Below are 22,282 nucleotides of genomic sequence, written 5' to 3' on the forward strand. Positions count from 1 at the left end.
TCCTTCTGGCCTGCTGAACTGCGACTTTAGCGTGTCGAGAGGCTTCCCCCCGGTCGAGGGAACGGCTATTGTATGAGAACTTTTCATGTTTCCTCGGCGAAAGGCTGTCAGCGCCATGGAAAACTTGATCTTTCCGCCGGAGTTCCTGTGGGGCGTGTCGACGTCAGCCTTCCAGATCGAGGGCGCGCCCCGCGAGGGTGGCCGCGGACTGTCCGTTTGGGACGAATTCGGTGCGGTGCACGCCGGCGCCGCGACCGACCACTACCACCGCTACGCCGAGGACGTTGCGCTGATGGCCGAACTCGGCGTCGGGGCCTACCGCATGTCGTTCGCCTGGCCGCGGATCCAGCCCGAGGGCACCGGCAGACCGAACCAGGACGGGCTCGATTTCTACGATCGCCTGCTCGACGAGGTCTGCGCGGCGGGGATCATGCCGGTCGCGACCGCCTACCACTGGGACACGCCGCTCGCGATCGAGGACGCGGGCGGCTGGCTGGCGCGCGACACCGCGTTCCGGTTCGCCGAGTACGCTGCGATCCTCGGCGAGCATTTCGCCGACCGGGTGCGGATGTGGATCCCGCTCAACGAGCCCATGGTCACCACCGTGTACGGCTACGCGATCGGCGAGTACGCGCCGGGCAAGGCGCTGTTGCTCGACGCGCTTCCGACGGCGCACCACCAGAATCTCGCGCATGGTCTGGCCGTGCAGGAGTTGCGAGCTGCGGGCGCCGCGAGCGTTGGGACGGCGAACCACCATTCCCCGATCTGGCCGGCGAGCGACAGCGAAGCCGACCGGGCGGCGGCGGACTGGCTGGACGCACTGCTCAACGGCCTGTTCGCCGATCCCGGGCTGACCGGCCGCTACCCGCCGGAGCTGCTGCCGTACCTGCCCGCGAACTGCGCCGGGGACCTGCCGGTCATCGCCCAGCCGCTGGATTTCTACGGGGTCAACTACTACGAACCGCAGTGTGCCGCCGCGCCCGGCGAAGGCGGCCCGCTGCCGTTCGAACTGCGCCCGATCGAGGGATTTCCCCGCACCACCAACGATTCGCCGATCGTGCCCGACGGCCTGCGTGAGCTGCTCGTCCAATTCCACGAGCGCTACGACCTGCCGCCGGTGTACCTCACGGAAAACGGGTGCAGCTTCGACGGCGTGCACGATCCGGAACGGATCGATTTCCTGGCGCGCCACCTGTCGGCGCTGCGCGCGGCGATGGACGCGGGCGTGGACGTTCGTGGCTACTTCGTCTGGTCGCTGCTCGACAATTTCGAATGGTCGAAGGGTTACGCTCCCCGTTTCGGGCTCGTGCACGTCGACTACGAAACCCAGCGCCGCACGCCGAAGGACTCCTTCGCCTGGTACCGGAAACTGGTGAGCCATGACTGACACCGACCTCCCGGCGGCGATGGCCGAACCGGTCACCCGCGTGCGCGGCGGGTGGACGAGCCTGCTGTTCCTCGCGAACATCGGTCTCTGGCTGGGCATCTACGCGCCGATCCAGGTGCTGCTGCCGGAGCAGGCGGAACTGCTCGACTCGGCGAACAAGGAACTGGTGTTCGGCGTGGTCACCGGTGTCGGCGCGGTGGTCTCCCTGTTCGCGAACCCGTTGATCGGCCTGGCCTCGGACCGCACGCGCTCGCGGTTCGGCCGCCGCCATCCGTGGACGCTGCTGGGTGCGATGGTCGGCGCGCTCGGCCTGGTCATCCTGGCGCTGGCGCCCAGCGTCGTCGTGATGACGATCGGCTGGTGCGTCGTGCAGGCGGGCCTCAACGGCATGCTCGCGACGCTGACCTCCGCGGTCCCCGACCGGGTCCCGGTGGAGCAGCGAGCGCAGATCGGCGGTCTGGTCGGGATCAGCCAGATGCTGGGCACGGTCCTCGGTGCGGTCGTGGTGACCGTGCTGGTCACCAGCCTGCCCGGCGGCTACCTGGCCTGTGCGATCGTCGTTGTCCTGGGTGCGATGGCCTTCGTCCTGCGGACGCCGGACCTGCCGTTGCCGAGGGCGTGGCGGCCGTCGAACCGCTGGCGCGACGTCCTGGCGGAGTTGTGGGTATCGCCGCGCGAGCATCCCGACTTCGCGTGGGCGTGGTCCTGCCACTTCCTGATCAACCTGGGCAATGCCCTGGGCACCTTCTATCTGCTGTTCTTCCTGAAGGACTCGGTCCACTACCCGGATCCGGACACCGGGCTGTTGATCATGATGGGCCTTTACGGCGCGGCGCTGGTCGTCGGCGGCCTGACGGTGGGCCGGCTGTCCGACCGATCGGGCCGGCGGAAGCCCTACGTCTGGCTCGCGGTCATCGTCATGGCCGCGGCGGCGTTCATCCTGACCGCGTGGCAGACGTGGCCGGCCGCGCTGGCCGCCTCACCGCTGCTGGGCGTCGGTTTCGGCGCGTACTGGGCCGTGGCGCTCGCGATCCTCACCCAGGTGCTGCCCGCCGCACAGGACCGCGCCAAGGACCTCGGCGTCGTCAACATCGCGAACCTGCTGCCGCAGGTCATCGCCCCCTTCGCGGCAACGATCATCCTGGCGAACGTGGGCGGCTACCCGGGCCTCTTCGCCGCCGCGGGTATCGCCACGCTCGCCGCGGGCGCCATGATCACGGGAGTGAGGAAGGTGCGCTAGCCGTGAGGTGGTCGATCAGTGCGGCGCGGAAGGCCGCGGGCTGGTCGAGGTGCGGGGAGTGTCCCGAGTCGGAAATGGCGATCTCCCGGTAGTCGCCATACGTGCCGAGCACGGCGCGGGTCTGCGCGACCATCGGCTGCGGGGGACAGACTTCGTCGCCGGGCCAGCCGGGCACGACGCCGATCGAGCCGAGGTACGCCATGTCGTGCAGGGAAGTGTCGGAGACGATCACGTCGTCGGTGCCCCGGATCCACAGCAACGGCGGTTTGGGCTCCGCAGTGGACAGATCGGAGATGCGGAACCGTGTCGGTGCCATGGTGTTGAGTACCCCGCGGTCGCCGGGCGCGAGACCCGGCCAGGCGTCGGCGGCGGCACTCGTGCCGGGGTAGTGGTCCTCGCCGGTGCGGGTCGAGAGCATGGACTCGACGAGCATGTCGAGGTGCGCCGGCACGCAAGGCGGTTTGACGTAGTGGGCGAGCAGCACCTGGCGCGGAGACAGCGGGGAGTCGGCGCCGGTGTCGCCGTCGGCCAGGCGCTGGACGAACTCGGGGTTCGCCGCGCCAGCACCGGCCCCAGCGCCAGCCGGGTCGTTCAGCCGGCCATCGACACCACTGGTCCCGCCGAACCCGTAGGGCGAAACCGGGTTGACGAGCGTCAGCGACGCGATCGCTGACGGCTGGCCGAGCAGGTACCGCAGGAGCACACCGCCGCCCATGCTCCAGCCGACGAGGTGCACCGGTGCGAGATCGAGCGCCGTGATCAGGGCGGCGAGGTCGTCGACGTAATCGTCAAGCCCGCGCGTAGCGTCGACCGGCTCGGGATCGGTGTCGCCGAAGCCCCGCAGGTCCAGTGCGAGCGGCCGGAAGGACGGGGGCAGGGCGAGCATCGTCTCCTGCCAGAACAGGCTCGAGGACACGTTGCCGTGGACGAACAACACCGGCGTCCCGGTCCGGCCCACCGGCTCGAGCACATTCACCGTCAGCCGCTCGGTAGGCACGCGGCGCGCCGTCACGCCAGGCAGCAAGGTCGCCACCACCAAAGACTAGGTCGCCACGCTCCGCCCCACCATGTAGCCCGGCACCACAACCCGAGCGCGCGACCCCGTGCTGGTCACCACGAATCGGGCCCGGCAAACGAACAGGGGTGGGCCCGCGGACCGGCACCGGTCGGGGGAGGGGAGTGCAACGGTGCCGGTCCGCGGAGCTTCGGGGCCTCGTCATCGAGGGCGAGGTGGCCGCAAAGTGCGATCTGCAACATCACACCCAGCGACCATGTTGATCAACATACTGGCGAGCGGGCTCACTCGCTAGGGGGTCGGGTACGTTTTTTCGATTAATCGACGAGCGGTCAGTGCGTCGCGACCTGCGGGATAAGCGCGTGACGCCCCGTGGTCTCGCCATGCGCCGGCTTCGCCGCACGGCTCTGGCCCGGCACCGCCGACTTACCCCGGTGCCACGGGCGGCGCAGGTCCTGCTGCGGCGCGAGGCCACCGGCGACGAGGTGCTCGTGGGCGACCTGCCAGACCGAGCACGGCGCCTTGCACCGGTGCCAGCGGGTCGAGCAGGTGGGGCAGTCGCCGCGCTCGTCGGGCTCGTGCGCCTGCAGCATCGCGCGCCAGCCCTCGGTGAGGCGGGGCAGCTCGGACCGGGCGACCGAGACGAGCGAGTCGGTGTCGGCGCGGTTGGCGAGGTCAGCGAGCATGTCGAGGCGCTCCCATACCGCGTTGCGGAGCACCTGTCCAAGGATCTGGTCCACCGAAAACTCACTTACCTTTCCGTCAGCTTCGCAGCTTCGTTGAGCGCCGCCCGCAGCTGGCCGAGCTGGCCCGCGGTCAGTCGCGCCGTCTCCCCGGGTGGCCCCACCAGCACCACCTGGTCGTCCTGAACGAGCACCGTCACACAACGTTCCCGGTTGATCATGTCGCCGCACTGCACGCGCCACACCAGCTGGCCGCTCTCGTACCGGCGCACCTGTGCGGCACGCGGGTCCGTCACAGCCGGCACCGCCGAGCGGGCCACCGTCCTCATCGGCCCGAGGTGGTGATGGGCCTGGGCGGTCGTCCGTGCTGCCGGGATCGAGTCCATGAACTCCACGGCGTCAACTCCGCTCTGTCCGGGCTAGGTCTGTCGTGTTCGTCATTGCTCTGAGTGATCGCGGGGCGTACCCGCTTGCTCACGGAGAACTGAGAACTAGATTGCGATGAACCAGACCGGAAGAGAAGCCGAACCGCCGTCATAGCGGCGACCGGCCCGGGTTCCACGGTAAACGGTCGGGATAGTTCGGCCGGGCTGATCAGGCTCGGCAAAAGGCGTTTCGCGCGGTTGAATAGGAATGCCTACGCTGCGAATCGACGCCCGAGGTGATGGTGAGGGGGCGCAATGGACGCCAGTAGTGCTGCGGATGCCCGGCAGGGTCACCCGATCAGCCCTGAGGTCTGGGACAAGCGCGAGATGCGGGAAGCGCTGGCCGGGCGCGAGATCAGCGCGGTCTACCGCAACCTCCGGAAGGAGGGCATCTCCCAGCGCCAGATCGCCGCGCTCACCGGCCAGTCACAGTCCGAGGTCTCGGAGATCCTCAAGGGCAGGCAGGTCATGGCCTATGACGTGCTCGCCAGGATCGCCGACGGGCTGGGCGTCCCCCGTGGATACATGGGCCTCGCCTACGACGAGGCCACCGAGATTCAGGTCGTCGGCGCGGCCGACGAGCAGCAGGCTGAGGAGGACGAGTCCGTGAAACGGCGGAACTTCCTCGCGCATGCCGCCCAGGTCACGATGGGAGCGGCGGTCTTCGGATCGTCCCCGCAGGCCTGGGGGGCGAACCCCGCGAGGACGCCGGCACCGGGGCATATCGGGATGACCGACGTGCGCCAGGTGGAGGCAGCGACAAGGGCGCTGCGGGCACTCGATTACCAGTACGGCGGCGGGTTCTGCCGCGACGCCGTGGTCGCCCAGCTGTCCTGGGGGCAGCAGATGCTGGACTCGTCGGCGACGAGCCCGGTCAAGTCCAGACTGTTCGTCGCGCTCGCCGATCTGCACAGCCTGGCCGGCTGGACCTCGTTCGACACGGGGCTCATGGACTCCGCGCGCGGCCACTTCGCGAACGCGCTGGAGCTGGCCAAACAGGGCAACAACGATCCGCTGGTCGCGAACATCCTCTACCGGATGGGCCGCGTCTACCTGCACCAGGAAGCCCCGAACGACGCGCTGAAGCTGTTCCAGCTCGGCCAGATCGCGGCGCAGGAGTCCGGTTCGGAGCTCGCGATCGCCGTGCTCGCGGCCAACCAGGCGTGGGCCTACGCGATGATGGAGAACGAAGATCAGGCGCTGAAGCTGCTGGGCCTGGCCAAGGACGAGTTCGCCCGCGCCAACCTCGCCGAGGCCGAGGACTGGGTCAAGTTCTTCAACGAGACCGACGTCTACGCGATGATCGGCACCGTGCACACGGTGCTCGCGCGCAATGTGGACCTCAAGCACACCAAGTACGCGATCCCCGCGCTGACCAGGGCGGTCGACTCCTACGGCGAGGACATGCAGCGCAGCAAGACGTTCAACCTGAGCGCGCTGGCGACCAACCACCTGCTCGAGGGCGACATCGACCACGGTGCCCGGGTCGGGCGGGCCGCGCTCGACGCCGCGGACGGGCTGAAGTCGGCGCGGGTCAGGGACCGGATGGTGCCGTTGCGGGAAGAGGCGGACAGGCGCAGGAACAACCCGGACGCTCGTGACCTGGCCGACCGGCTGGGCACCTTCTTCGCGGCCTGACCTGCCCTGAACCGATGCGCGCCGCCACCCTCGACGGTCGTTTCACCCGGGAAAAGCTGGCCGAAGCGCTGACCGGAGCCGCCGCGCTGCTCGGGCTCGACCCGGGCGGCGCGCGGCTGCTGCGGTTCACCAACAACGCCGTCTACCGGCTCGTGAGCGCGCCGGTCGTGCTGCGCATCGTCGGATCCCGCACGCTGCGGCACCGGGCGGAGCGAGTGGTCGCCGTGGCCCGGCACTTCGAGCGGCACGACGTTCCGGCGATCCGCCTGCTGCCCGGGGTCGACCAGCCCATTCCCGTCGGCGAGCACCTCGTGACGGCGTGGGAGTACGTGCGGCCCGTCCGCCGCCGGGCCACCGCCAAGGACCTCGGGCCGCTGCTACGGCGCGTGCACGAACTGCCGTCGCCCGCCGGCGTCGGGGAGTGGGATCCGATGGCCGACGTCCGGGCGCGGATCGCGGACGCGGAGGAGCTCGAGACCGGTGACCGGCGGTTTCTCCTGCGCCGCTGCGCCGAGGTGGGCGCCGCGCTCGATGAGCTCGAGTTCCCGTTGCGCCGTGGCCTGATCCACGGCGACGCCCATCCTGGCAACATCATCGTGGGCCAGGACGGGCCGGTGCTGTGCGATTTCGACTCGTCGTGCGTGGGCCCGCCGGAATGGGATCTCACCCCGATGGCGGTCGGGCGCGAGCGGTTCGGCGATCCCGCCCGGCGGTACCGCATGCTGGCCGATCACTACGGCTTCGACGTCACCGCGTGGGACGGGTTTCCCGTGCTCAGGGCCGCGCGCGAGCTCAAGCTGACGACCAGCGTGCTGCCGATCCTGCGGAGCCACCCGCAGGTGCGGGCCGAGTTGCGGCGGCGGCTCACCGATCTGCGGGCCGGCCGCACCGGTCACCCATGGGCCCGCTACCGGTGACCACTGCCCGAGAGGCATTCGCCGCCTCCAGGTGACCGCTTGTCGCTTGTGCAGATGCACGTGCACTGAGTAGCAAATTCGGCTCGACTAGTCACCCTGAACGGTCTAAATGCCACTCGCCAGCTGCAATTTGCGATTACGTTAGGTGATCGGCGCGCGAGTCAGGACCACCGCGAGCCCGAACGCGAGCCCCATCGTGGTGAGTTCGAGGCTCGCCCAAGTGGCGAGCGCCGTCCGTTCATGCCGGACGATCCTCGGCAGCAGCCGCCACCTCAAGGTCGCGCCGAGCAGGCCGATCACGATCGCGCACAGCACCTTCAGCAGGACGAGCCATCCGTAGGCCGTGGTCAGCAGCGCGGTCCAGAATCCGGTCGCCGGATCGAGCAGGATCTCGGCGCCGGCGTTGACCAGGCCGGTCACCACGGACAGGGCCAGGCAGAGGGTGGCCAGCTTCGAGAACCGGGGCAGCGCGCGGGCGAGCAGCGTCCGGTTGCCGATGAGCAGCGCGGCCATCGCGCCGAGCCCGCCGGTCCAGGCGACCGCGCTCATCACGTGCAGTTCGATCGAGATCATCGTGTAGTCGCGGTGGGCCCAGTCCGAGGCGTGGCCGGTGACCGGCAGCGGCAGCAACGCGAACAGGCCCAGCCCGGCTCGTAGCTCCGCGGGCACCTTTTCGCCGTGACGCAGCGCGAGCATGCCGACCCCGGCGTGCGCCAGTGCGAGCACCGCTACGGCGAGCAGGGCTGTGCCCGCGCCGACGTGCACGACGTAGTCCCAGATGTCGCCGAAGCCGATCGTCCTCGCCCGGTACTCCGCCGTCTGCAGTACGAGAGTGGCCACCGCGGCGATCGCCCAGACGAGTGCGGCCGCGAAGGCGGCGAGCCGCGCCCTGGCGAGCACCGGTTCGGTCAGTTTCGGCCGGTCGTAGCCGACGAGCACCGGTAGCAGGCACAGCCCGACCGTGATCACGGCCGCGAGGTCGAGCAGCACCCGCACGACCGGGATGGCGACCGAGACCACCGCGCCCGCGTTCGCCACGCCCGGTACGGGGGCCGTCGTGGTCAGCGCGACCCCGATCAGCACTCCGGCCAGCGCCGCCGTGACCGTGGCCACGAGCGTCGAGTAGCGGACGGGCGCGGTGGCCCCGGCTCTGCTCATTTCGTTGTTTCCCTGCCCATCCGGAGCGCGATCGTCAAGCCGGCCGCCAGCAGGACGACCGCTCCCACGATCCACACCCACACCGGCACGCCGCCGCTGGAACCATCGCCGGACGAGGCCGCCGTGGCCGTGGCCGGGGTCCCGTTACCGGCCTTGGTCAGGGTGAACGTGTACTCGCCTTCGACGGGATGCCCGTCCGCGGACAGGATCCGGTAGCCGACCGTGTAGGTCCCGGCCGGACCGAGCGGCCGCACGGGCGCGGTGACCACGTTGCTGCTGATCTGCACCGGGCCCTCGGTCCACTGCGATCTGTCCGGTCCGAGGACGGAGACCTGGTTGAGGTCACCGCCCTGGACGGGCGCGTCGAAGGTGAGCGTGATCTTGGCCGGCCCGGTGTCCAGCGAGGCGCCCTTGGCGGGATCGGTCGAGATCAGCACGTTGTGCGCGAGCGCAGGAGCGGCCGTGCCGATCATCGCCGCGACCACCAGCGCCAGCACGGCGAGGGCCTTGCGTGTCACTTCGCCGCCTTACGGCCACGCAGCACCGCGCCGATCGCGGCGCCGAGGCCGAGCGCGCCGACGATCAGCCCGGCGCCACCGAGCCAGCGTGCGGTGCCGTCCGTCGACGTGGTCATGGACCCGGTCGTCATCGAGGCGCTCATCCCGTGCTCGTCACCGGTGGCGGCGGTCAGGTGCACGACCGGTGCCGGATGTTCCGGCTCCTCCGAGCCGGTCTGCATCTGGTCCCAGCGCACGACCTGACCGTTGTCGTAGGTCTGGATCGTGGGCAGCATCAGCTCGTCCACATTGGACGGCAGGGTCGATGCGGTGATCTCGAACTCCTGGAATTCGGTGGCGCCCTTCGCGATGCCCGAGCCCGGTTGTGCGGTGAAGATGATCTTCGTGACCGGATTGGTCACGTCGAGGTTCTTGCCGTTCTTCACCGGCGACGGCAGCGGTGTCTTCTCGACCTGGGCCGTCCAGCCCGGCACCGGCCGGTAGCGCACGCTGCTGATCGCGTACTCCGGTTTGAAGTCGATTTCCAGCTTGTTCGTGCCGGCGTCCTGTTCCTCGTTCGGCACGCGGAAGACGATCGCCGCGCTGCCGCCCTTCTGGGGTTCGCTGCCGTAGACGTTGGCGGTCACATGGGCGGACGCGACGCCCGCTCCGAGAAGCCCGGCGACAGCGAAGGTCGTCACCAGGACGGTCGCGCGCAGGGCGCGGTTGATCGACATGGACTATCTGCTCCTGAATATGACAGAGGGACCAGCGCCGGATCTGCCGCTGGCATGGTGCGGGAGGCTCAGGAGCACACGGGTGGACCGCGGCGGCGGTGCGCCAGGTTGAGCAGCACCGGCAGCGCGGGGATGTCCGGCGCGGCGGGCGCGAGGATCGGGGCGCCCGCGACCGGGGCCGCGTGCCAGACGATCGGCAGCAGCAGCCAAAGCCGGGCGACCGCGATCCCCATCATCGACTCGGCGTGCGAGAACAGGGCAGCGGTGCAGGCGGTGGCCACCGCGTGCGTGAGGTACATCCCGGGACCAGGCATCGCCATATGTCCCATCACCACGCACAGCAGCAGGTGCATCGCGACCTGCGCGACGCCGAGCACGGTCAGCACGCCGAGCAGGCCCGAGGTCTTTTCCGCGAGTGCCGCGCCGATCCATCCGATGAGGACAGTGAGGACCACGGTCAGCGCGGTGTCCGGCATTCCACCGTCGGCGAGCGCGTGCGCGGTGATCGCGAGCGCGGCCGAGCAGAGTGCGAGCAGCCCGCCACGCAGCGCGCGTGACACACCGTGCGGTCGCGCTGGTCTGCTCACTCGCTCAGGGTAGGAGACCGGACTTATGTGGTGTACGCAACCGTGAACGCAGAACGTGAAAATCTATGAAGAACGGTTATCTTCGCAGGTCAACTAGCTGATTGCCGGGGGAACGGAGGTGTTTATGGAACGTACCGGGAGTGTCAATGGTTGCTGTCTAACAAATAATGAGGAACGGTGGTCGGGCCATTGACCGGGAGGGAGGGCCGCCACGCGTGAACCTTTTCGACTACGTCGCGGACCGATGGAGCAAGCTGTCGCTGCAGGCCTGGCTCCACGTCAGCGAGGTCGTGCAGGCGACCGTCGTCGCCGCGATCATCGGGGTGCTGATCGGCGTCGCGGTATACCGCAGCCCCATCGGCTCGGCGCTGGCGACCGCGCTGGCCAGCACGATCCTCACCATCCCGTCGTTCGCGCTCATCGGGTTGCTGATCCCGCTCGTCGGACTCGGCGTCGCGCCCAGTTTCATCCCGCTCGTCGTGTACGCCCTGCTGCCGATCGTGCGGAACACGATCGTCGGACTGTCCGGGGTGGACCCGGCGGTGACGGACGCGGCCAAGGGGATCGGCATGCACCGGTTCGGGGTACTCACGCGTGTCGAACTCCGGCTGGCCTGGCCCGCCATTCTCGCCGGGATGCGCGTCGCCACCCAGATGCTGATGGGCATCGCGGTGATCGCCGCCTACGCGAAGGGGCCCGGCCTCGGTTCCGAGGTGTTCTCCGGGCTGACCCGCGCGGGCAGCGCGAACGCCACGAACCAGGCACTGACCGGCACGCTCGGCGTGGTCATCCTCGCGCTGATTCTCGACGCCATCTACGTTCTGATCGCCCGCTTCACCGTTCCAAGGGGTGTCCGTGTCTGAAACCATCGAAACGACGGCCAGCGTCGAGGGCGGCGGCAGCGCTGTCTCGGGCGTCGAGATCCAGCTCGAGCACGTGACGAAGCGGTACCCGGGCTCGCGGGAACCGGCGGTCGACGACGTCACGATGACCATCCCGGCCGGGAAGATCGTGATCCTGGTCGGCCCGTCCGGCTGCGGCAAGACGACGACCATGCGGATGATCAACCGGCTCATCGAGCCGACCTCCGGCAAGATCACGATCGGCGGGAAGGACGCACTGCGCCTCAACCCGGATCGCCTGCGCCGCACGGTCGGTTACGCGATCCAGCAGGCCGGGCTGTTCCCGCATTTCACCGTCGCGCAGAACATCGCCGTCGTGCCGGGGCTGCTCGGCTGGGACAAGAAGAAGATCAACGACCGGGTCGAGGAGATGATGGACCTGGTCGGGCTCGACCCGAAACAGTTCCACGGCCGCTACCCGCGCCAGCTCTCCGGCGGCCAGCAGCAGCGTGTCGGCGTCGCGCGGGCGCTCGCCGCGGACCCGCCGGTGCTGCTGATGGACGAACCGTTCGGCGCGGTCGACCCGATCACCCGTGGCAACCTGCAGGACGAGTTGCTGCGCCTGCAGTCCGACCTGCACAAGACGATCGTGTTCGTCACGCACGACTTCGACGAGGCCGTGAAGCTCGGCGACAAGATCGCGGTGCTGGGCAACCAGTCGAAGATCCTGCAGTACGACACCCCGGACGCGATCCTCGCCAATCCGGCCGACGACACGGTGGCCGGGTTCGTCGGCGCCGGTGCGTCGTTGAAGCAGCTGACCTTGCTGCGTGTCCGGGACGTCGAACTCGACCAGGCGCCGCTGACCGCGTCGATCAGCGAGTCCCCGGCCTCCGTGCGGCAGAAGCTCGCCGAGAAGAACGCCAAGTACGTGCTCGTGCTCGACGAGCGGCGGCGTCCCGTCCGGTGGGTGCACCTTCGTGAGCTCGGCGGCGCGTCCTCGCTGGGCACGGCCGGTAAACCGCTGTCCGATCTGGTGAGCCTGCAGTCGACGCTGCAGGACGCGCTCGAGGCGATGCTCGTCGAGGGCGGTGGGGTGCCGGTGACCGGTTCGCGTGGCGAGTATGTCGGGACGATCCACCTCGACACCGTGATGGCGACGATCCAGCGTCTCCGTGAGGAGCACGCCGAATCATGACGACCACCACCATCGAACGCGGTTTCTCGACCGAATCCGGTTCGCGGCGCGCCGACCGCGGCCGGTTCATCGCCCAGCCGCTCGCCGTGGTCGTCATCGTCGCCGCGGTGCTCATCTGGGCGCTGAACCGGGACAACGACGCGATCGAAGCGAAGAACCTGAACCTCCCCACGCTGCTGCATGCCACCTGGCAGCATCTGCTGATCACCGTCGCGGTGGCGGCGATCGTGGTGGTGGTCGCGGTGCCGCTGGGCATGCTGCTGACCCGTCCACGCGCGCGCCGTGTCGCACCGGTGTTCCTGGTCATCGCGAACATCGGCCAGGCCGCGCCCGCGCTCGGCATGATCGTGCTGTTCTTCCTGTGGACCAGCTGGGAAGGCTTCTGGTGCGCGGTGCTGCCGCTCGCCTTCTATTCGCTGCTTCCCGTGCTGCGCAACACGATCGTCGGTATCGAGGCGGTCGATCCGGCGCTCATCGACGCCGGTCGGGGGATCGGGATGTCGGGTGCTTCGGTGTTGCTGCGGATCGAAATGCCGCTGGCGGTACCGCTGATCCTGGCCGGTCTGCGGACTTCCCTCGTGCTGGCTGTCGGCACCGCGACACTCGCGTTCTTCGTCAACGGCGGTGGGCTCGGCGAGCTGATCGACACCGGGTACAAGCTCAACCGCGTGCCCGTCCTGATCACCGGCGCGGTACTCGCGGTGGGCCTGGCGCTGCTGGTCGACTGGATCGGCGCCGTGCTCGAGCAGGTATTCGGACCTAGGGGGCTCAAGTGAAGCATCGGCTCAAGGCGCTGTTCGGCACGGTACTGCTGGCTTCGTCGCTGACCGCCTGTGGTCTGGACGTCAACGCGGCCCTGCCGTACAACGTGCAACCGGGCTCGATCCGCCCGGTGCCGAGCCTGGAGGGGCTGAAGGTGACGGTGGGGTCGAAGGACTTCACCGAGAACATCATCCTCGGCTACCTGGCGGAACTCGCGTTGTCGGCGGCGGGCGCGCACGTGATCGACCTGACGAACATCTCCGGTTCCAACAGCGCGCGGCAGGCCTTGCTCAACGGGCAGATCAACCTGTCCTGGGAGTACACCGGCACCGGCTGGATCTCGTATCAGGGCAACACCACGCCGATCCCCGACGAGCAAGCCCAGTACGACGCGGTGAAAGCGGCTGACGAGAAAGAGTTCGGCATCACCTGGCTCCCCTACTCGCCGCTGAACGACACGTACGCGTTCGGCACCACCGAGGCCTACGCCGCCGCGCACAATCTCAAGACCAATTCGGACATGACGGCGTTCCTCAAGCAGCATCCCGACCAGGCGGTGTTCTGCGTGGAGACCGAGTTCGCGAGCCGGCAGGACGGGATGCCGGGCGTGCAGAAGACCTACGGGTTCCCGACCACGAACATCAAGACGTTCGGCACCGGCGCGGTCTACGCCGCGATCGCGAACGGCACCTGCAACTTCGGCGAGATCTTCACGACCGACGGCCGGATCGCCGGGCTGCACCTGCGCGTGTTGCAGGACGACAAGAAGTTCTTCCCGCAGTACAACGCCGCGGTGACGATGAAGAAGTCCTATCTGCAGGCGCACCCCGCGCTCGCCGGCGTGCTCGTCCCGGTGGGGAAGGCCATGGACAACGAGCAGATGATCGAACTCTGCAAGGAGGTCGACGTCGACGGCAAGGACCCCGGTGAGGTCGCCCGCGACTGGATGATCTCCAAGGGCTTCATCAAGTGACGGTCACACCCCGAGGCGTTTGAGGATTTGGGTTTCCAGGCGCTCCAGTTCGGTGGTCACGGCCTGGTGGGCGGCCTTGCGACGGGCGGCAGGCATGCGTTCCGCCGCGCGTACCGCGGCCGTCAGTTGTTCGAGCGTCGCCTGCGCGTCGGCGGCGAACTTCTGGTCGTCCTCGCTCGCGCGTTCGGACTTGCGCAGGTCCGCCACCGCCTCGGACACGCCGGCGATGCGGGCCAGCAGCCCCGCGCCGCGGCCGGTGAACTCGGGCAGCCGTTCGACGGGCACACCGAGCCGGCGCGCCTGGTACCGGTCGTAGGCGTCGCGCGCGGCGCCGGCCGCGCGTACCGCGAAAGGCGCGAGCACCGGCGCCACCGCCGGCACGATGATCTTGGCGACGGAGACGGCGTTGCGGGCCTTCTTCGGCGTCAGACCCTTGCTCGCCTCGCCGGACTTCTTGCGTGCCATGGCTAGAACTTACTGGTCGTCCTGCCCGCGGGCACGCCGGACGCAGGTCAATTCTTGTCGGTGGGTGCTTCTACAGTGGTGAACATGGAAACAGAGGTGCTGCTCGACGCCGGGGCGGTGACGCGCTGCCGGCGCCGGGTGCACCTCGAAGCCGATCCGTCGATGCGCGGCACCCCGCTCGCACCGCCCGATCCGGCCGGTGAGCAGCGCCGGGCCGACGCCGCCGCGCACCGGATGGAGATCCGGCGGCGGCTCGTCGAGGCCGTCCCGGGTGACTGGGTGACGGTGCCGCGCGAACTGCCCGCGCGCGAACGCGCCCGCATCACCGAGCAGGCGCTGGCCGACGGCGCCTCCCGTATCTGGGGCGCGTTGCTGCCGGCGGATCAGGTGGGGCATCGCCGCGGTGGTGCCGAGCTGCTGATCCGCGCCGGCGAGGGGTACCTGCCGCTGCTCGTCGTCCGGCACCGCATCACCGATCCCGGTGCGGGAGCGGTCACCGCGCCGCCCACCGAACTCGATCCGGCGCGCGCGGTCGTCGACGAGCAGCGCAAGGTCCGCTCCCAGCCGAGGGATCAGCTCCGGCTCGCGCACCTGCGCCGCATGCTCGAGGCGCTGGGCCTCGCCGCGCACCAGCCGCTCGGCGGGGTCATCGGGCTCGATGCCGACGTGGTGCTCTGGCACGACCTGGCCGCGCCCACCTGGCCAGGCGGCCGCAGCGCGCTGGCGGAGTACGACGCCCGCTTCGCCGACCGGGTGGCGGTCGCGCGGGCGGCGGCCACCGGTGCGCCCGCGCTCGCCGAGCCGTCGCGCATCCTCGAATGCCGCAGCTGCCCCTGGTGGCCGACGTGCGAGGCCGAGCTGCGCGCGGTCCGGGACGTGAGCCTGGTCGTGCGCGGCGAGGACGCGGTGGAGCTGCGCCGTGCCGGGGTGTCCACTGTGGACAAGCTGGCCGCGCTCGACCCGGCGGACGAGCCGCCCATCGTCTGGACCTCGGGCCCCTTCGCCGACGCGGTCGCGCTCGCGCGGGCGTGGCTCGCGGATCTGACGGTGGTGCGCCGGGTCCCCGAGGTCACGGTCCCGCGCGGCGACGTCGAGGTCGACGTGGACATGGAAAGCTTCGGCGAGTCGGGTGCGTACCTGTGGGGTTGCCTGCTGTCCGGGGCCGATATCGGGATGGCCAGGGGTTACCGCTCGTTCGTCACCTGGGATCCACTGCCCACAGTGGACGAAGCCAGGTCGTTCGCCGAGTTCTGGGCCTGGCTGCGGGAAGTGCGGGAGCGTACGGCCGCGGCGGGCCTGACGTTCCGCGCGTACTGCTACAACGCGATGGCCGAGAACCGCTGGCTGTTCGGCTCGGTGGACCGGTTCGCGGGTCTGGACGGCATCCCGGCCAAGCGCGAGGTCCAGTCGTTTGTGGACTCCGCAGAGTGGGTGGACCTGTTCCGCGCGGTGTCGGACCAGTTCCTGTGCTCGCGCGGTAAGGGGCTGAAGGTGGTCGCCCCGGTGGCCGGGTTCAGCTGGCGCGATCCGGAAGCGGGCGGCGAGGCCTCGATGCGCTGGTACCGCGATGCCGTCGGCATGGACGGCGCCGAACTCGACCAGGCGCAGCGCAAGCGCCTGCTGCGCTACAACGAGGACGACGTGCGCGCCACCCAGGTGCTACGCCACTGGATGTCCGGCCCCGCCAACGAAATCCCCTACATGAACGACCTATAACCCACGCGAATCCCCCGCGCCGCGCGGGTGCGCTACCGCGGTGCCATCCGGATCGCGCCGTCCATGCGGATGACCTCGCCGTTGAGGTAGTCGTGCTCGATGATGTCGACGGCCAGTTGCGCATATTCGCCCGGCCGCCCGAGCCGCTTCGGGAAAGGCACGCTCGCGGCGAGCCCCGCCCGGAACTCCTCGCTGATCGTCGCGAGCATCGGGGTTTCGACGATGCCGGGCGCGATGGTCACCACGCGGACGCCCTGCGAAGCGAGGTCACGCGCAGCAGGCAGGGTCATGCTCACGACCCCGCCCTTCGAGGCCGAATACGCGACCTGCCCGATCTGCCCGTCGAACGCCGCGACGGACGCGGTGTTGACGATGACCCCGCGAGCGTCGTCCTCGAGCGGCTCGGTCTTGGCGATCGCCTCGGCCGCGAGCGTGATGACGTTGAACGTGCCGATCAGGTTGATCTCGATGACCTTCCGGAACAGGTCGAGATCATGCGTGCCCCGCTTCGACAGGATGCGCGCCGACGGGCCGATGCCCGCGCAGTTGACGACGGTGCGCAGCGGCACCCCCGCCGAGGACGCCCGCTCGACGGCGGCCTGCACCTGATCGGGCACGGTCACGTCGGTCTCGACATAGGTCACGCCGGCCACCTCGGGCGCCTTCTCGATCCCACCCGCGAGGTCGAGCGCGAACACCCGCGCACCCTTGGCCGCCAGCGCCGTCGCGGTCGCCCCGCCGAGGCCGGAAGCGCCACCGGTGACGATCGCCGCCGTGTCCGTGATCCGCATGTCGTTCCTCTCCGAGTCCGCTGGAAACCTCAGGTTAACGTTCGTTCGCATACGCGCTGCGTGGCCCTCCTCACCCGTCGCGCTAAGTATTCGGGGCGGACCCCTGCAGTTAGCACGGTCGTCAACTCCGGATGCGACCTTCGCACCATGGGCTCAGCTCGGATCGTCGTCATCGGCACCGGATACGTCGGCCTGACCACCGGGGCGTGCCTCGCCAGCCTCGGGCACCAGGTCACCTGCGTGGACGTCGACGGGGCGAAGGTGGCCAGACTCGCGGCCGGGCAGGTCGACATCCTCGAACCCGGGCTCGAAGAACTCGTCGCCCGCGGGCTCGCGACCGGGCGGCTGCACTTCGTGCTCAGTTCCCGCAGCGCGGTCGTCGAGGCGGAGGGCGTGTTCCTGTGCGTGCCGACGCCGATGGGCGCGGGCGGCGCCGCCGACCTGCGCGCGGTCGAAGCCGTCATCGACGAGATCTCCGGCTCGCTGCCCGCCGGATGTGCCGTGATCACCAAGTCGACCGTCCCGGTCGGCACCGCGCAGCGTATCCGCGCGCTCCTCGGCCGCGGTGACGTGCCGGTCGTGGCGAACCCCGAGTTCCTGCGCGAGGGCACCGCGGTCAGCGACTTCCTCAACCCCGACCGGATCGTGGTCGGCTCGGACGAGGAGCACGCCGCCCGCTGGGTCGCCGAGCTGTACACCGATCTCGCCGCGCCGAGTGTGGTCACCGACGCGGCGAGCGCCGAACTCGTCAAGTACGCGGCGAACTGCTTCCTCGCGATGAAACTGTCCTATGTGAACGCCGTCGCCGAACTGTGCGAGCGCCTCGGCGCGGACATCGAGTCGGTCACCGAGGGCATGGGCTACGACCGGCGGATCGGCCGGTCCTTCCTCAAACCCGGTCCGGGCTGGGGCGGCTCCTGCCTGCCGAAGGACACGCACGCGCTCGTCCAGGTCGCGGAGTCGGTCGGCTTCGACTTCTCCCTGCTTTCGGCCGCGATCGGGGAGAACATCGCGCAGCGGGACCGGATCGTCGCGAAGATCGCCGGCACCGTCGGCGGCAGCCTCACCGGGGCCCGCGTCGGCGTGCTCGGCCTCGCGTTCAAGGCGGGCACCAACGACCTGCGTGATTCGCCGGCGCTGTCGGTGACCGCGATGCTTGCCGCACACGGCGCCGAAGTCACCGCCTACGACCCGGCGGTCGGCGGCGAGCTTCCCGGGATGCGTATCGTGGACGATCCGTACCAGACGGCGAAGGGCGCGGACGCGATCGTCGTGCTGACCGAGTGGGACGAATTCTGCCGGCTCGACTGGACCTACATCGCGGACCTCATGCACGGCGATTCCGTTGTGGACACTCGCAACCTCCTCGACCCGCAGGCAGTCCTCGGCGCCGGGCTCACCTGGCTCGGCCTCGGCCGCCCGCGCGCCCGCGTCCTGGCCCGCTAAGGCTGTTGGAGCAACCAGAACTCGATGCCCTGGTTGTCCACGCAGTCCGCCGTCAGGCCATAGGGATACTGCTCCGCGTCACCGGCTTGCCCGCCGAGTTCGCGTACACGGGCGAGAGCGGCTTCGAGGTCGTCGACGGCGTACATCAGCTTCCAGCCGACCTGCCGTCCCGGGCCGCCCCACAACCCGCCGAAGAGGCCGTTGCCCTGGACATTCCAGCCGCCTTCGACGGTGCCCGGCGAGAACTGCCAGCCCAGCACGCCGCGGTAGAACCGCTTGGCGGCCTCGTCATCCGGCACCTGGAACGTGAAGTACGCCGCTTCGCCGTGTCGCGGCCCGGTGCCGGCCGGTGTGCGGGGCGAGACCAGCCACCGCTGGCCGAACGGGTCGCGGAGGCGGCCGGTGCGCCCGTGCCCACGGTCCTCGACCGGACCGATCTGCTCCGCGCCCCGTGCCACCGCCCGCTCGACCACATCGTCCACATCGGACACCTCAACCCGGATGGACGCGCCACCGGGCGAGGCGACATGGCCGATCTCCGGGGACTCGTCCGCCAGCATCAGCACCGCGTCGCCGATCGCCAGTTCCGCGTGGCCGATCCGGCCGTCGTGCATCACGATCGGCTCGCCGCGCCGGGTCGCGCCGAACACCTCGACGTAGAACTCGATCGCCCGCCGCGTGTCGGACACCGCCAGGTACGGGGTCAGGGAATGCAGTTGCGCCGGTGCTTCGGTCGTCGTCATCTCTCCTCCATCCAGGATCGCGTGCTGCAACCTCTCGCGTAGTTCGGCGGCGAACCGGGGTTCGGGATCGACCGGGCGCACCGGCGCGCGGAGGGCGTCGAACGGATCAGTCATCACGGCCCTCCTTCTCCAGGTAGGCGGCGCGGAACGCGGCCCGCGCCCGCACCAGCAAGGCTTCCGTCGCGTGCACCGTCCGGCCCAGCAGGTGCGCCACCTCCGGCACGCCGAGCCCGTCGAGATACCGCAACGTCAAGGCGGCCCGGTGGTGCGCACCGAGTTCGGCGAGCACCTCCCGGGCCAGCAACGCGTCGAGTTCGGAATCCCACGGGTCCACGGTCTCGGCCTCCCGCACGAGACGCAGCCCGCGCTCCTCCCGCTCCCGCCGGCGCCAGTGGTCGACCAGTTTGTGCCGGGCGACGCCGATGAGCCACGGCGTGCTCACCGGCGGCGCGCCCGCCCTCCGGCAGGCGGTCACCGCGCCGAGGAACGTCTCCGAAGTCAGTTCCTCGGCCACGGCGCGATTCCCGCACCGGGACAGCAGGTACCCGTACACCTCCGGCAGCGCCGCCTCGTACACCTCGAGCAGCGCGAACGCCGGGTCCGGTCGCACCTGCGGTTCGCTCACATCCCCATCGTCGTCCGGGAGCGGGCTTCTCCGACGGGCCGAACCGGACTTTTTCAGCCGCGCGGGTCAGGCAGCCGCCGCGCGGCGACCGCGACGAGTGCGGTCATCGCCGCCTGCACGAGCGTGACCGTCACGAGAGCGTTCCCATAGCCGGAGACGCTGAGCGTCGCGAACAACGTGCCGAGTGTCGCGACCCCGAGTGCGAGGAAGGTCTGCTGGGTCGTGGTCAGCACCCCGCTGCCGGCCCCCGCGCTGCCCGCGGGCACCCGCGACAGGATCACCCGGAACATCGTCGGCGCGACCAGGCCCTGCCCGGCGCCGGTGATGAGCGTGCCGGGCGCGAGGTCGGCGACGTTGACGTGCGGCCAGGCCACGAGCACCGTCGCGACCAGCGTCAGCAACCCGAGCAGTTGCACGGACAGGCCGAGCACCACGACGCGGTGCCCGATCCGCGCGACCAGCCTGCTGCTGAGCAGCGAGGCCACCAGGAACGCGACCGCCATCGGGGTCAGCGCGAGCCCCGAGCCGAGCGGCCCGAGGTGCAGGCCGTCCTGCAGGGTCAGCGCGTAGACGAACAGGAACCCGCCGAACCCGGTGAAGAACGGCGCGGCGATGCCGAGTCCCCGTCGCATCGCCGGGGTGGACAGCAGCGACATCGGCAGCAGCGGGACCCCGCCCCTCGCTTCGAGCCGCCGCTCGACGGCGACGAACGCGGCCACGGCGAACGGGAAGACGCCGATCAGCACCCAGCACCAGACCGGCCAGCCGAGCGCGCGGCCTTCCATCAGCGGGATCAGCAGCGTGAGCAGGGCGAGCCCGAGCAGCGGGGTGCCGGCCCTGTCGATGCCGATCGGGTCGGTCGCCCTGGTCTCGGGCAGGGTTCTCATGGCGAGCAGCACACCGAGGATCCCGATCGGTACGTTGACCAGGAAGATCGGCCGCCAGCCTTCGCCGGCGACGTTCGCGGTGACGAGGACGCCGCCGAGCAACTGGCCGACGACCATCGCGATGCCCCCGGTGGCGCCGTAGTAGCCGAGCGTCCGCGCGCGGTGCTCACCGGTCGTGGTGGCCTGGATGATCGACAGCGCCTGCGGCACCATCATCGCGGCGGCGGCGCCCTGCGCCACGCGTGCGATGACGAGCGTGGTCACGCCCGGCGCGATCCCGCAGGCCAGCGAGGTGACGGTGAACGCGGACAGGCCCGCGACGAACAGGCGCCGCCGGCCGAACGCGTCGCCGAGCCGTCCGCCGACGACGAGCAGCAGGGCGAACGCGATGCCGTAACCGGCGACGATCCATTGGAGGGTGGCGGTGGAGGCGTGGAGGTCGGCGTCGATGGTGGGAAGCGCGACGTTGACGATGAACATGTCGATCGGGGCCAGCGCCGCACCGAGCAGCACGGTCCCCAGCCCGGCCCGGCTCAGCGACCGGGTCCCGGCCGCTGTGAGCGTGGTGGTGGTCGTCATGGATACCACGATCCAGCGAGATGGAACCTGGTACCAGGTGGAGGTTATCCAGGTATTGGGACTACCTGGTACCAGGAATCAGCTTGTGCGACAGTGGCAGCATGACCACCGCTTTACCTGCGCCCGACGTCATCCGCCGCCGTGAGCTGGCCGGGTTCCTGCGCAGCCGCCGCGAGCGGATCACGCCCGAGCAGGTCGGCCTGCCCGTGATCGGCCGGCGCCGGACGCCCGGTCTGCGGCGCGAGGAGGTCGCGCAACTCGCCGGGGTCGGCGTCACCTGGTACACGTGGCTCGAACAGGGCCGTGACATCAACGCCTCCGAGCAGGTGCTGCAGGCCATCGCGAGCACTCTGCGGCTGGACCCGTACGAGCGCGCGCACCTGTTCACCCTGGCCGGGGTGCCCGAGCCCGCGGTGGAGAAGGAATGCAAGGCGGTCACTCCGGTCGTGCACGCGATGCTGGAGAAGCTGGAGCCGTACCCGGCGGCGGTTTACAACGCGCGCACCGACATCCTCGCCCACAACGGGGCCTTCAACTGGCTGCACAAGATCGACGACCTGCCGTTCGAGGAGCGTAACTCGCTGTTGCAGGCCTTCACGAACCCGGCGTGGCGAGCGCGAATCGTGGACTGGGAAGAGAACGTGCCACGGGTCGTCGCGGAGTTCCGTGCGGCGATGGCCGAGCACGTCGGTGAACCGGCGTGGAAGCACCTGGTCAAGCGGCTGCGGCGGGAGTCGGCCGAGTTCGGGGACCTGTGGAACCGGCATGACGTGCGGCCGATGCTCAACCTCACCAAGCGGTTCAGGCACGACGAGGCGGGGCTGCTGCTGTTCGACTACACGCATATGTGGTTCGGCCGCAATTCGGAGACGCGGATGACGACCTACGTGCCGGCCGACGACGAGACCAGGGAAAAGCTCGACCGCTACTGGTCGTAGGCGCGAAAGCCGCTTTTCGACCGACGCGCGGCG

General features: G+C 69.7%; 23 protein-coding genes. 11 read left to right on the forward strand and 12 right to left on the reverse strand.

Annotated elements, in window-relative coordinates; all coding sequences use genetic code 11:
* Positions 1–115: 115 nt before the first annotated feature.
* Positions 116–1,387 carry a GH1 family beta-glucosidase gene (locus FG385_RS09620; protein ID WP_139096292.1) on the forward strand — a complete coding sequence of 424 codons (1,272 nt, stop codon included), beginning with the start codon at positions 116–118 and terminating at the stop codon, positions 1,385–1,387.
* On the forward strand, positions 1,380–2,627 hold the full coding sequence (locus FG385_RS09625; protein WP_139096293.1) for an MFS transporter: 1,248 nt from the start codon (positions 1,380–1,382) through the stop codon (positions 2,625–2,627). Before FG385_RS09620 ends, FG385_RS09625 begins: the two co-directional genes overlap by 8 nt.
* Here FG385_RS09625 and FG385_RS09630 read toward each other — a convergent pair.
* From FG385_RS09630 to FG385_RS09640, 3 genes are all read right to left on the reverse strand, one after another.
* The gene (locus tag FG385_RS09630) at positions 2,602–3,660 is read right to left on the reverse strand and encodes an alpha/beta fold hydrolase (protein ID WP_200834381.1); all 1,059 of its coding nucleotides are present in this window, start codon (positions 3,658–3,660) and stop codon (positions 2,602–2,604) included. The genes FG385_RS09625 and FG385_RS09630 overlap by 26 nt on opposite strands.
* Positions 3,661–3,974: 314 nt before the next feature.
* Positions 3,975–4,382: a hypothetical protein gene (locus FG385_RS09635; RefSeq protein WP_139096295.1), complete on the reverse strand. Its 408-nt coding sequence runs from the start codon at positions 4,380–4,382 to the stop codon at positions 3,975–3,977.
* A gap of 11 nt (positions 4,383–4,393) precedes the next feature.
* Complete coding sequence (locus FG385_RS09640) at positions 4,394–4,720, reverse strand: hypothetical protein (RefSeq protein ID WP_139096296.1); 327 nt, start codon at positions 4,718–4,720, stop codon at positions 4,394–4,396.
* 285 nt (positions 4,721–5,005) lie between these two features.
* On the opposite strand from FG385_RS09640, the gene FG385_RS09645 reads away from it, so the two are divergent.
* A complete protein-coding gene (locus FG385_RS09645) occupies positions 5,006–6,388 on the forward strand; it encodes a helix-turn-helix transcriptional regulator (RefSeq protein WP_139096297.1) in 1,383 nt (460 codons plus the stop codon).
* A 14-nt stretch (positions 6,389–6,402) separates the two neighbouring features.
* Positions 6,403–7,305, forward strand: coding sequence for a phosphotransferase enzyme family protein (locus FG385_RS09650; RefSeq protein WP_139096298.1), 903 nt, complete (start codon positions 6,403–6,405; stop codon positions 7,303–7,305).
* Between the two features lie 141 nt (positions 7,306–7,446).
* Here FG385_RS09650 and FG385_RS09655 read toward each other — a convergent pair whose 3' ends face one another.
* The 4 genes from FG385_RS09655 to FG385_RS09670 form a co-directional block, all read right to left on the reverse strand.
* Complete coding sequence (locus tag FG385_RS09655; protein WP_139096299.1) at positions 7,447–8,463, reverse strand: copper resistance D family protein; 1,017 nt, start codon at positions 8,461–8,463, stop codon at positions 7,447–7,449.
* On the reverse strand, positions 8,460–8,936 hold the full coding sequence (locus FG385_RS09660) for a copper resistance CopC family protein (RefSeq protein WP_139096435.1): 477 nt from the start codon (positions 8,934–8,936) through the stop codon (positions 8,460–8,462). The genes FG385_RS09655 and FG385_RS09660 overlap by 4 nt, the downstream gene beginning before the upstream one ends.
* Before the next feature lie 41 nt (positions 8,937–8,977).
* The gene (locus FG385_RS09665) at positions 8,978–9,697 is read right to left on the reverse strand and encodes a YcnI family copper-binding membrane protein (protein WP_139096300.1); all 720 of its coding nucleotides are present in this window, start codon (positions 9,695–9,697) and stop codon (positions 8,978–8,980) included.
* Positions 9,698–9,765: 68 nt separating this feature from the next.
* A complete protein-coding gene (locus tag FG385_RS09670) occupies positions 9,766–10,284 on the reverse strand; it encodes a hypothetical protein (protein ID WP_235022477.1) in 519 nt (172 codons plus the stop codon).
* A 215-nt stretch (positions 10,285–10,499) separates the two neighbouring features.
* Between FG385_RS09670 and FG385_RS09675 the strand changes: the two genes are divergently transcribed.
* The 4 genes from FG385_RS09675 to FG385_RS09690 are packed head-to-tail and all read left to right on the forward strand — an operon-like array spanning position 10,500 to position 14,059.
* Positions 10,500–11,147, forward strand: a complete 648-nt coding sequence (locus tag FG385_RS09675; RefSeq protein WP_139096301.1) for an ABC transporter permease — start codon at positions 10,500–10,502, stop codon at positions 11,145–11,147.
* Positions 11,140–12,324 (forward strand): ABC transporter ATP-binding protein, encoded by a 1,185-nt coding sequence (locus FG385_RS09680; protein WP_235022478.1) that lies wholly within the window; start codon positions 11,140–11,142, stop codon positions 12,322–12,324. Before FG385_RS09675 ends, FG385_RS09680 begins: the two co-directional genes overlap by 8 nt.
* Positions 12,321–13,100, forward strand: coding sequence for an ABC transporter permease (locus FG385_RS09685; RefSeq protein ID WP_139096302.1), 780 nt, complete (start codon positions 12,321–12,323; stop codon positions 13,098–13,100). Before FG385_RS09680 ends, FG385_RS09685 begins: the two co-directional genes overlap by 4 nt.
* Positions 13,097–14,059: a glycine betaine ABC transporter substrate-binding protein gene (locus tag FG385_RS09690; RefSeq protein WP_139096303.1), complete on the forward strand. Its 963-nt coding sequence runs from the start codon at positions 13,097–13,099 to the stop codon at positions 14,057–14,059. Before FG385_RS09685 ends, FG385_RS09690 begins: the two co-directional genes overlap by 4 nt.
* Before the next feature lie 3 nt (positions 14,060–14,062).
* Here FG385_RS09690 and FG385_RS09695 read toward each other — a convergent pair whose 3' ends face one another.
* Positions 14,063–14,524: a DUF6474 family protein gene (locus FG385_RS09695; RefSeq protein ID WP_139096304.1), complete on the reverse strand. Its 462-nt coding sequence runs from the start codon at positions 14,522–14,524 to the stop codon at positions 14,063–14,065.
* An 84-nt stretch (positions 14,525–14,608) separates the two neighbouring features.
* On the opposite strand from FG385_RS09695, the gene FG385_RS09700 reads away from it, so the two are divergent.
* Complete coding sequence (locus FG385_RS09700) at positions 14,609–16,240, forward strand: TM0106 family RecB-like putative nuclease (RefSeq protein ID WP_139096305.1); 1,632 nt, start codon at positions 14,609–14,611, stop codon at positions 16,238–16,240.
* A gap of 32 nt (positions 16,241–16,272) precedes the next feature.
* On the opposite strand, the gene FG385_RS09705 is transcribed toward FG385_RS09700, so the two are convergent.
* Positions 16,273–17,031 (reverse strand): SDR family NAD(P)-dependent oxidoreductase, encoded by a 759-nt coding sequence (locus tag FG385_RS09705; protein ID WP_139096306.1) that lies wholly within the window; start codon positions 17,029–17,031, stop codon positions 16,273–16,275.
* Between the two features lie 147 nt (positions 17,032–17,178).
* Here FG385_RS09705 and FG385_RS09710 point away from each other — a divergent pair, with 147 nt between their 5' ends.
* Positions 17,179–18,477: a UDP-glucose dehydrogenase family protein gene (locus tag FG385_RS09710; RefSeq protein WP_139096307.1), complete on the forward strand. Its 1,299-nt coding sequence runs from the start codon at positions 17,179–17,181 to the stop codon at positions 18,475–18,477.
* On the opposite strand, the gene FG385_RS09715 is transcribed toward FG385_RS09710, so the two are convergent.
* The 3 genes from FG385_RS09715 to FG385_RS09725 are packed head-to-tail and all read right to left on the reverse strand — an operon-like array spanning position 18,474 to position 21,311.
* Positions 18,474–19,334, reverse strand: a complete 861-nt coding sequence (locus FG385_RS09715; protein ID WP_139096308.1) for a VOC family protein — start codon at positions 19,332–19,334, stop codon at positions 18,474–18,476. The two genes, FG385_RS09710 and FG385_RS09715, sit on opposite strands and share 4 nt — an antisense overlap.
* On the reverse strand, positions 19,327–19,845 hold the full coding sequence (locus tag FG385_RS09720) for an RNA polymerase sigma factor (RefSeq protein WP_139096309.1): 519 nt from the start codon (positions 19,843–19,845) through the stop codon (positions 19,327–19,329). The genes FG385_RS09715 and FG385_RS09720 overlap by 8 nt, the downstream gene beginning before the upstream one ends.
* Positions 19,846–19,898: 53 nt before the next feature.
* Positions 19,899–21,311, reverse strand: coding sequence for an MFS transporter (locus FG385_RS09725; protein ID WP_139096310.1), 1,413 nt, complete (start codon positions 21,309–21,311; stop codon positions 19,899–19,901).
* A gap of 101 nt (positions 21,312–21,412) precedes the next feature.
* Here FG385_RS09725 and FG385_RS09730 point away from each other — a divergent pair, with 101 nt between their 5' ends.
* Positions 21,413–22,249, forward strand: a complete 837-nt coding sequence (locus FG385_RS09730; protein WP_139096311.1) for a helix-turn-helix transcriptional regulator — start codon at positions 21,413–21,415, stop codon at positions 22,247–22,249.
* The last annotated feature ends 33 nt before the right edge of the window (positions 22,250–22,282 follow it).

It is taken from the genome of Amycolatopsis alkalitolerans (assembly GCF_006152065.1).
In the GTDB taxonomy this organism is placed as follows: Bacteria; Actinomycetota; Actinomycetes; order Mycobacteriales; family Pseudonocardiaceae; genus Amycolatopsis_E; species Amycolatopsis_E alkalitolerans.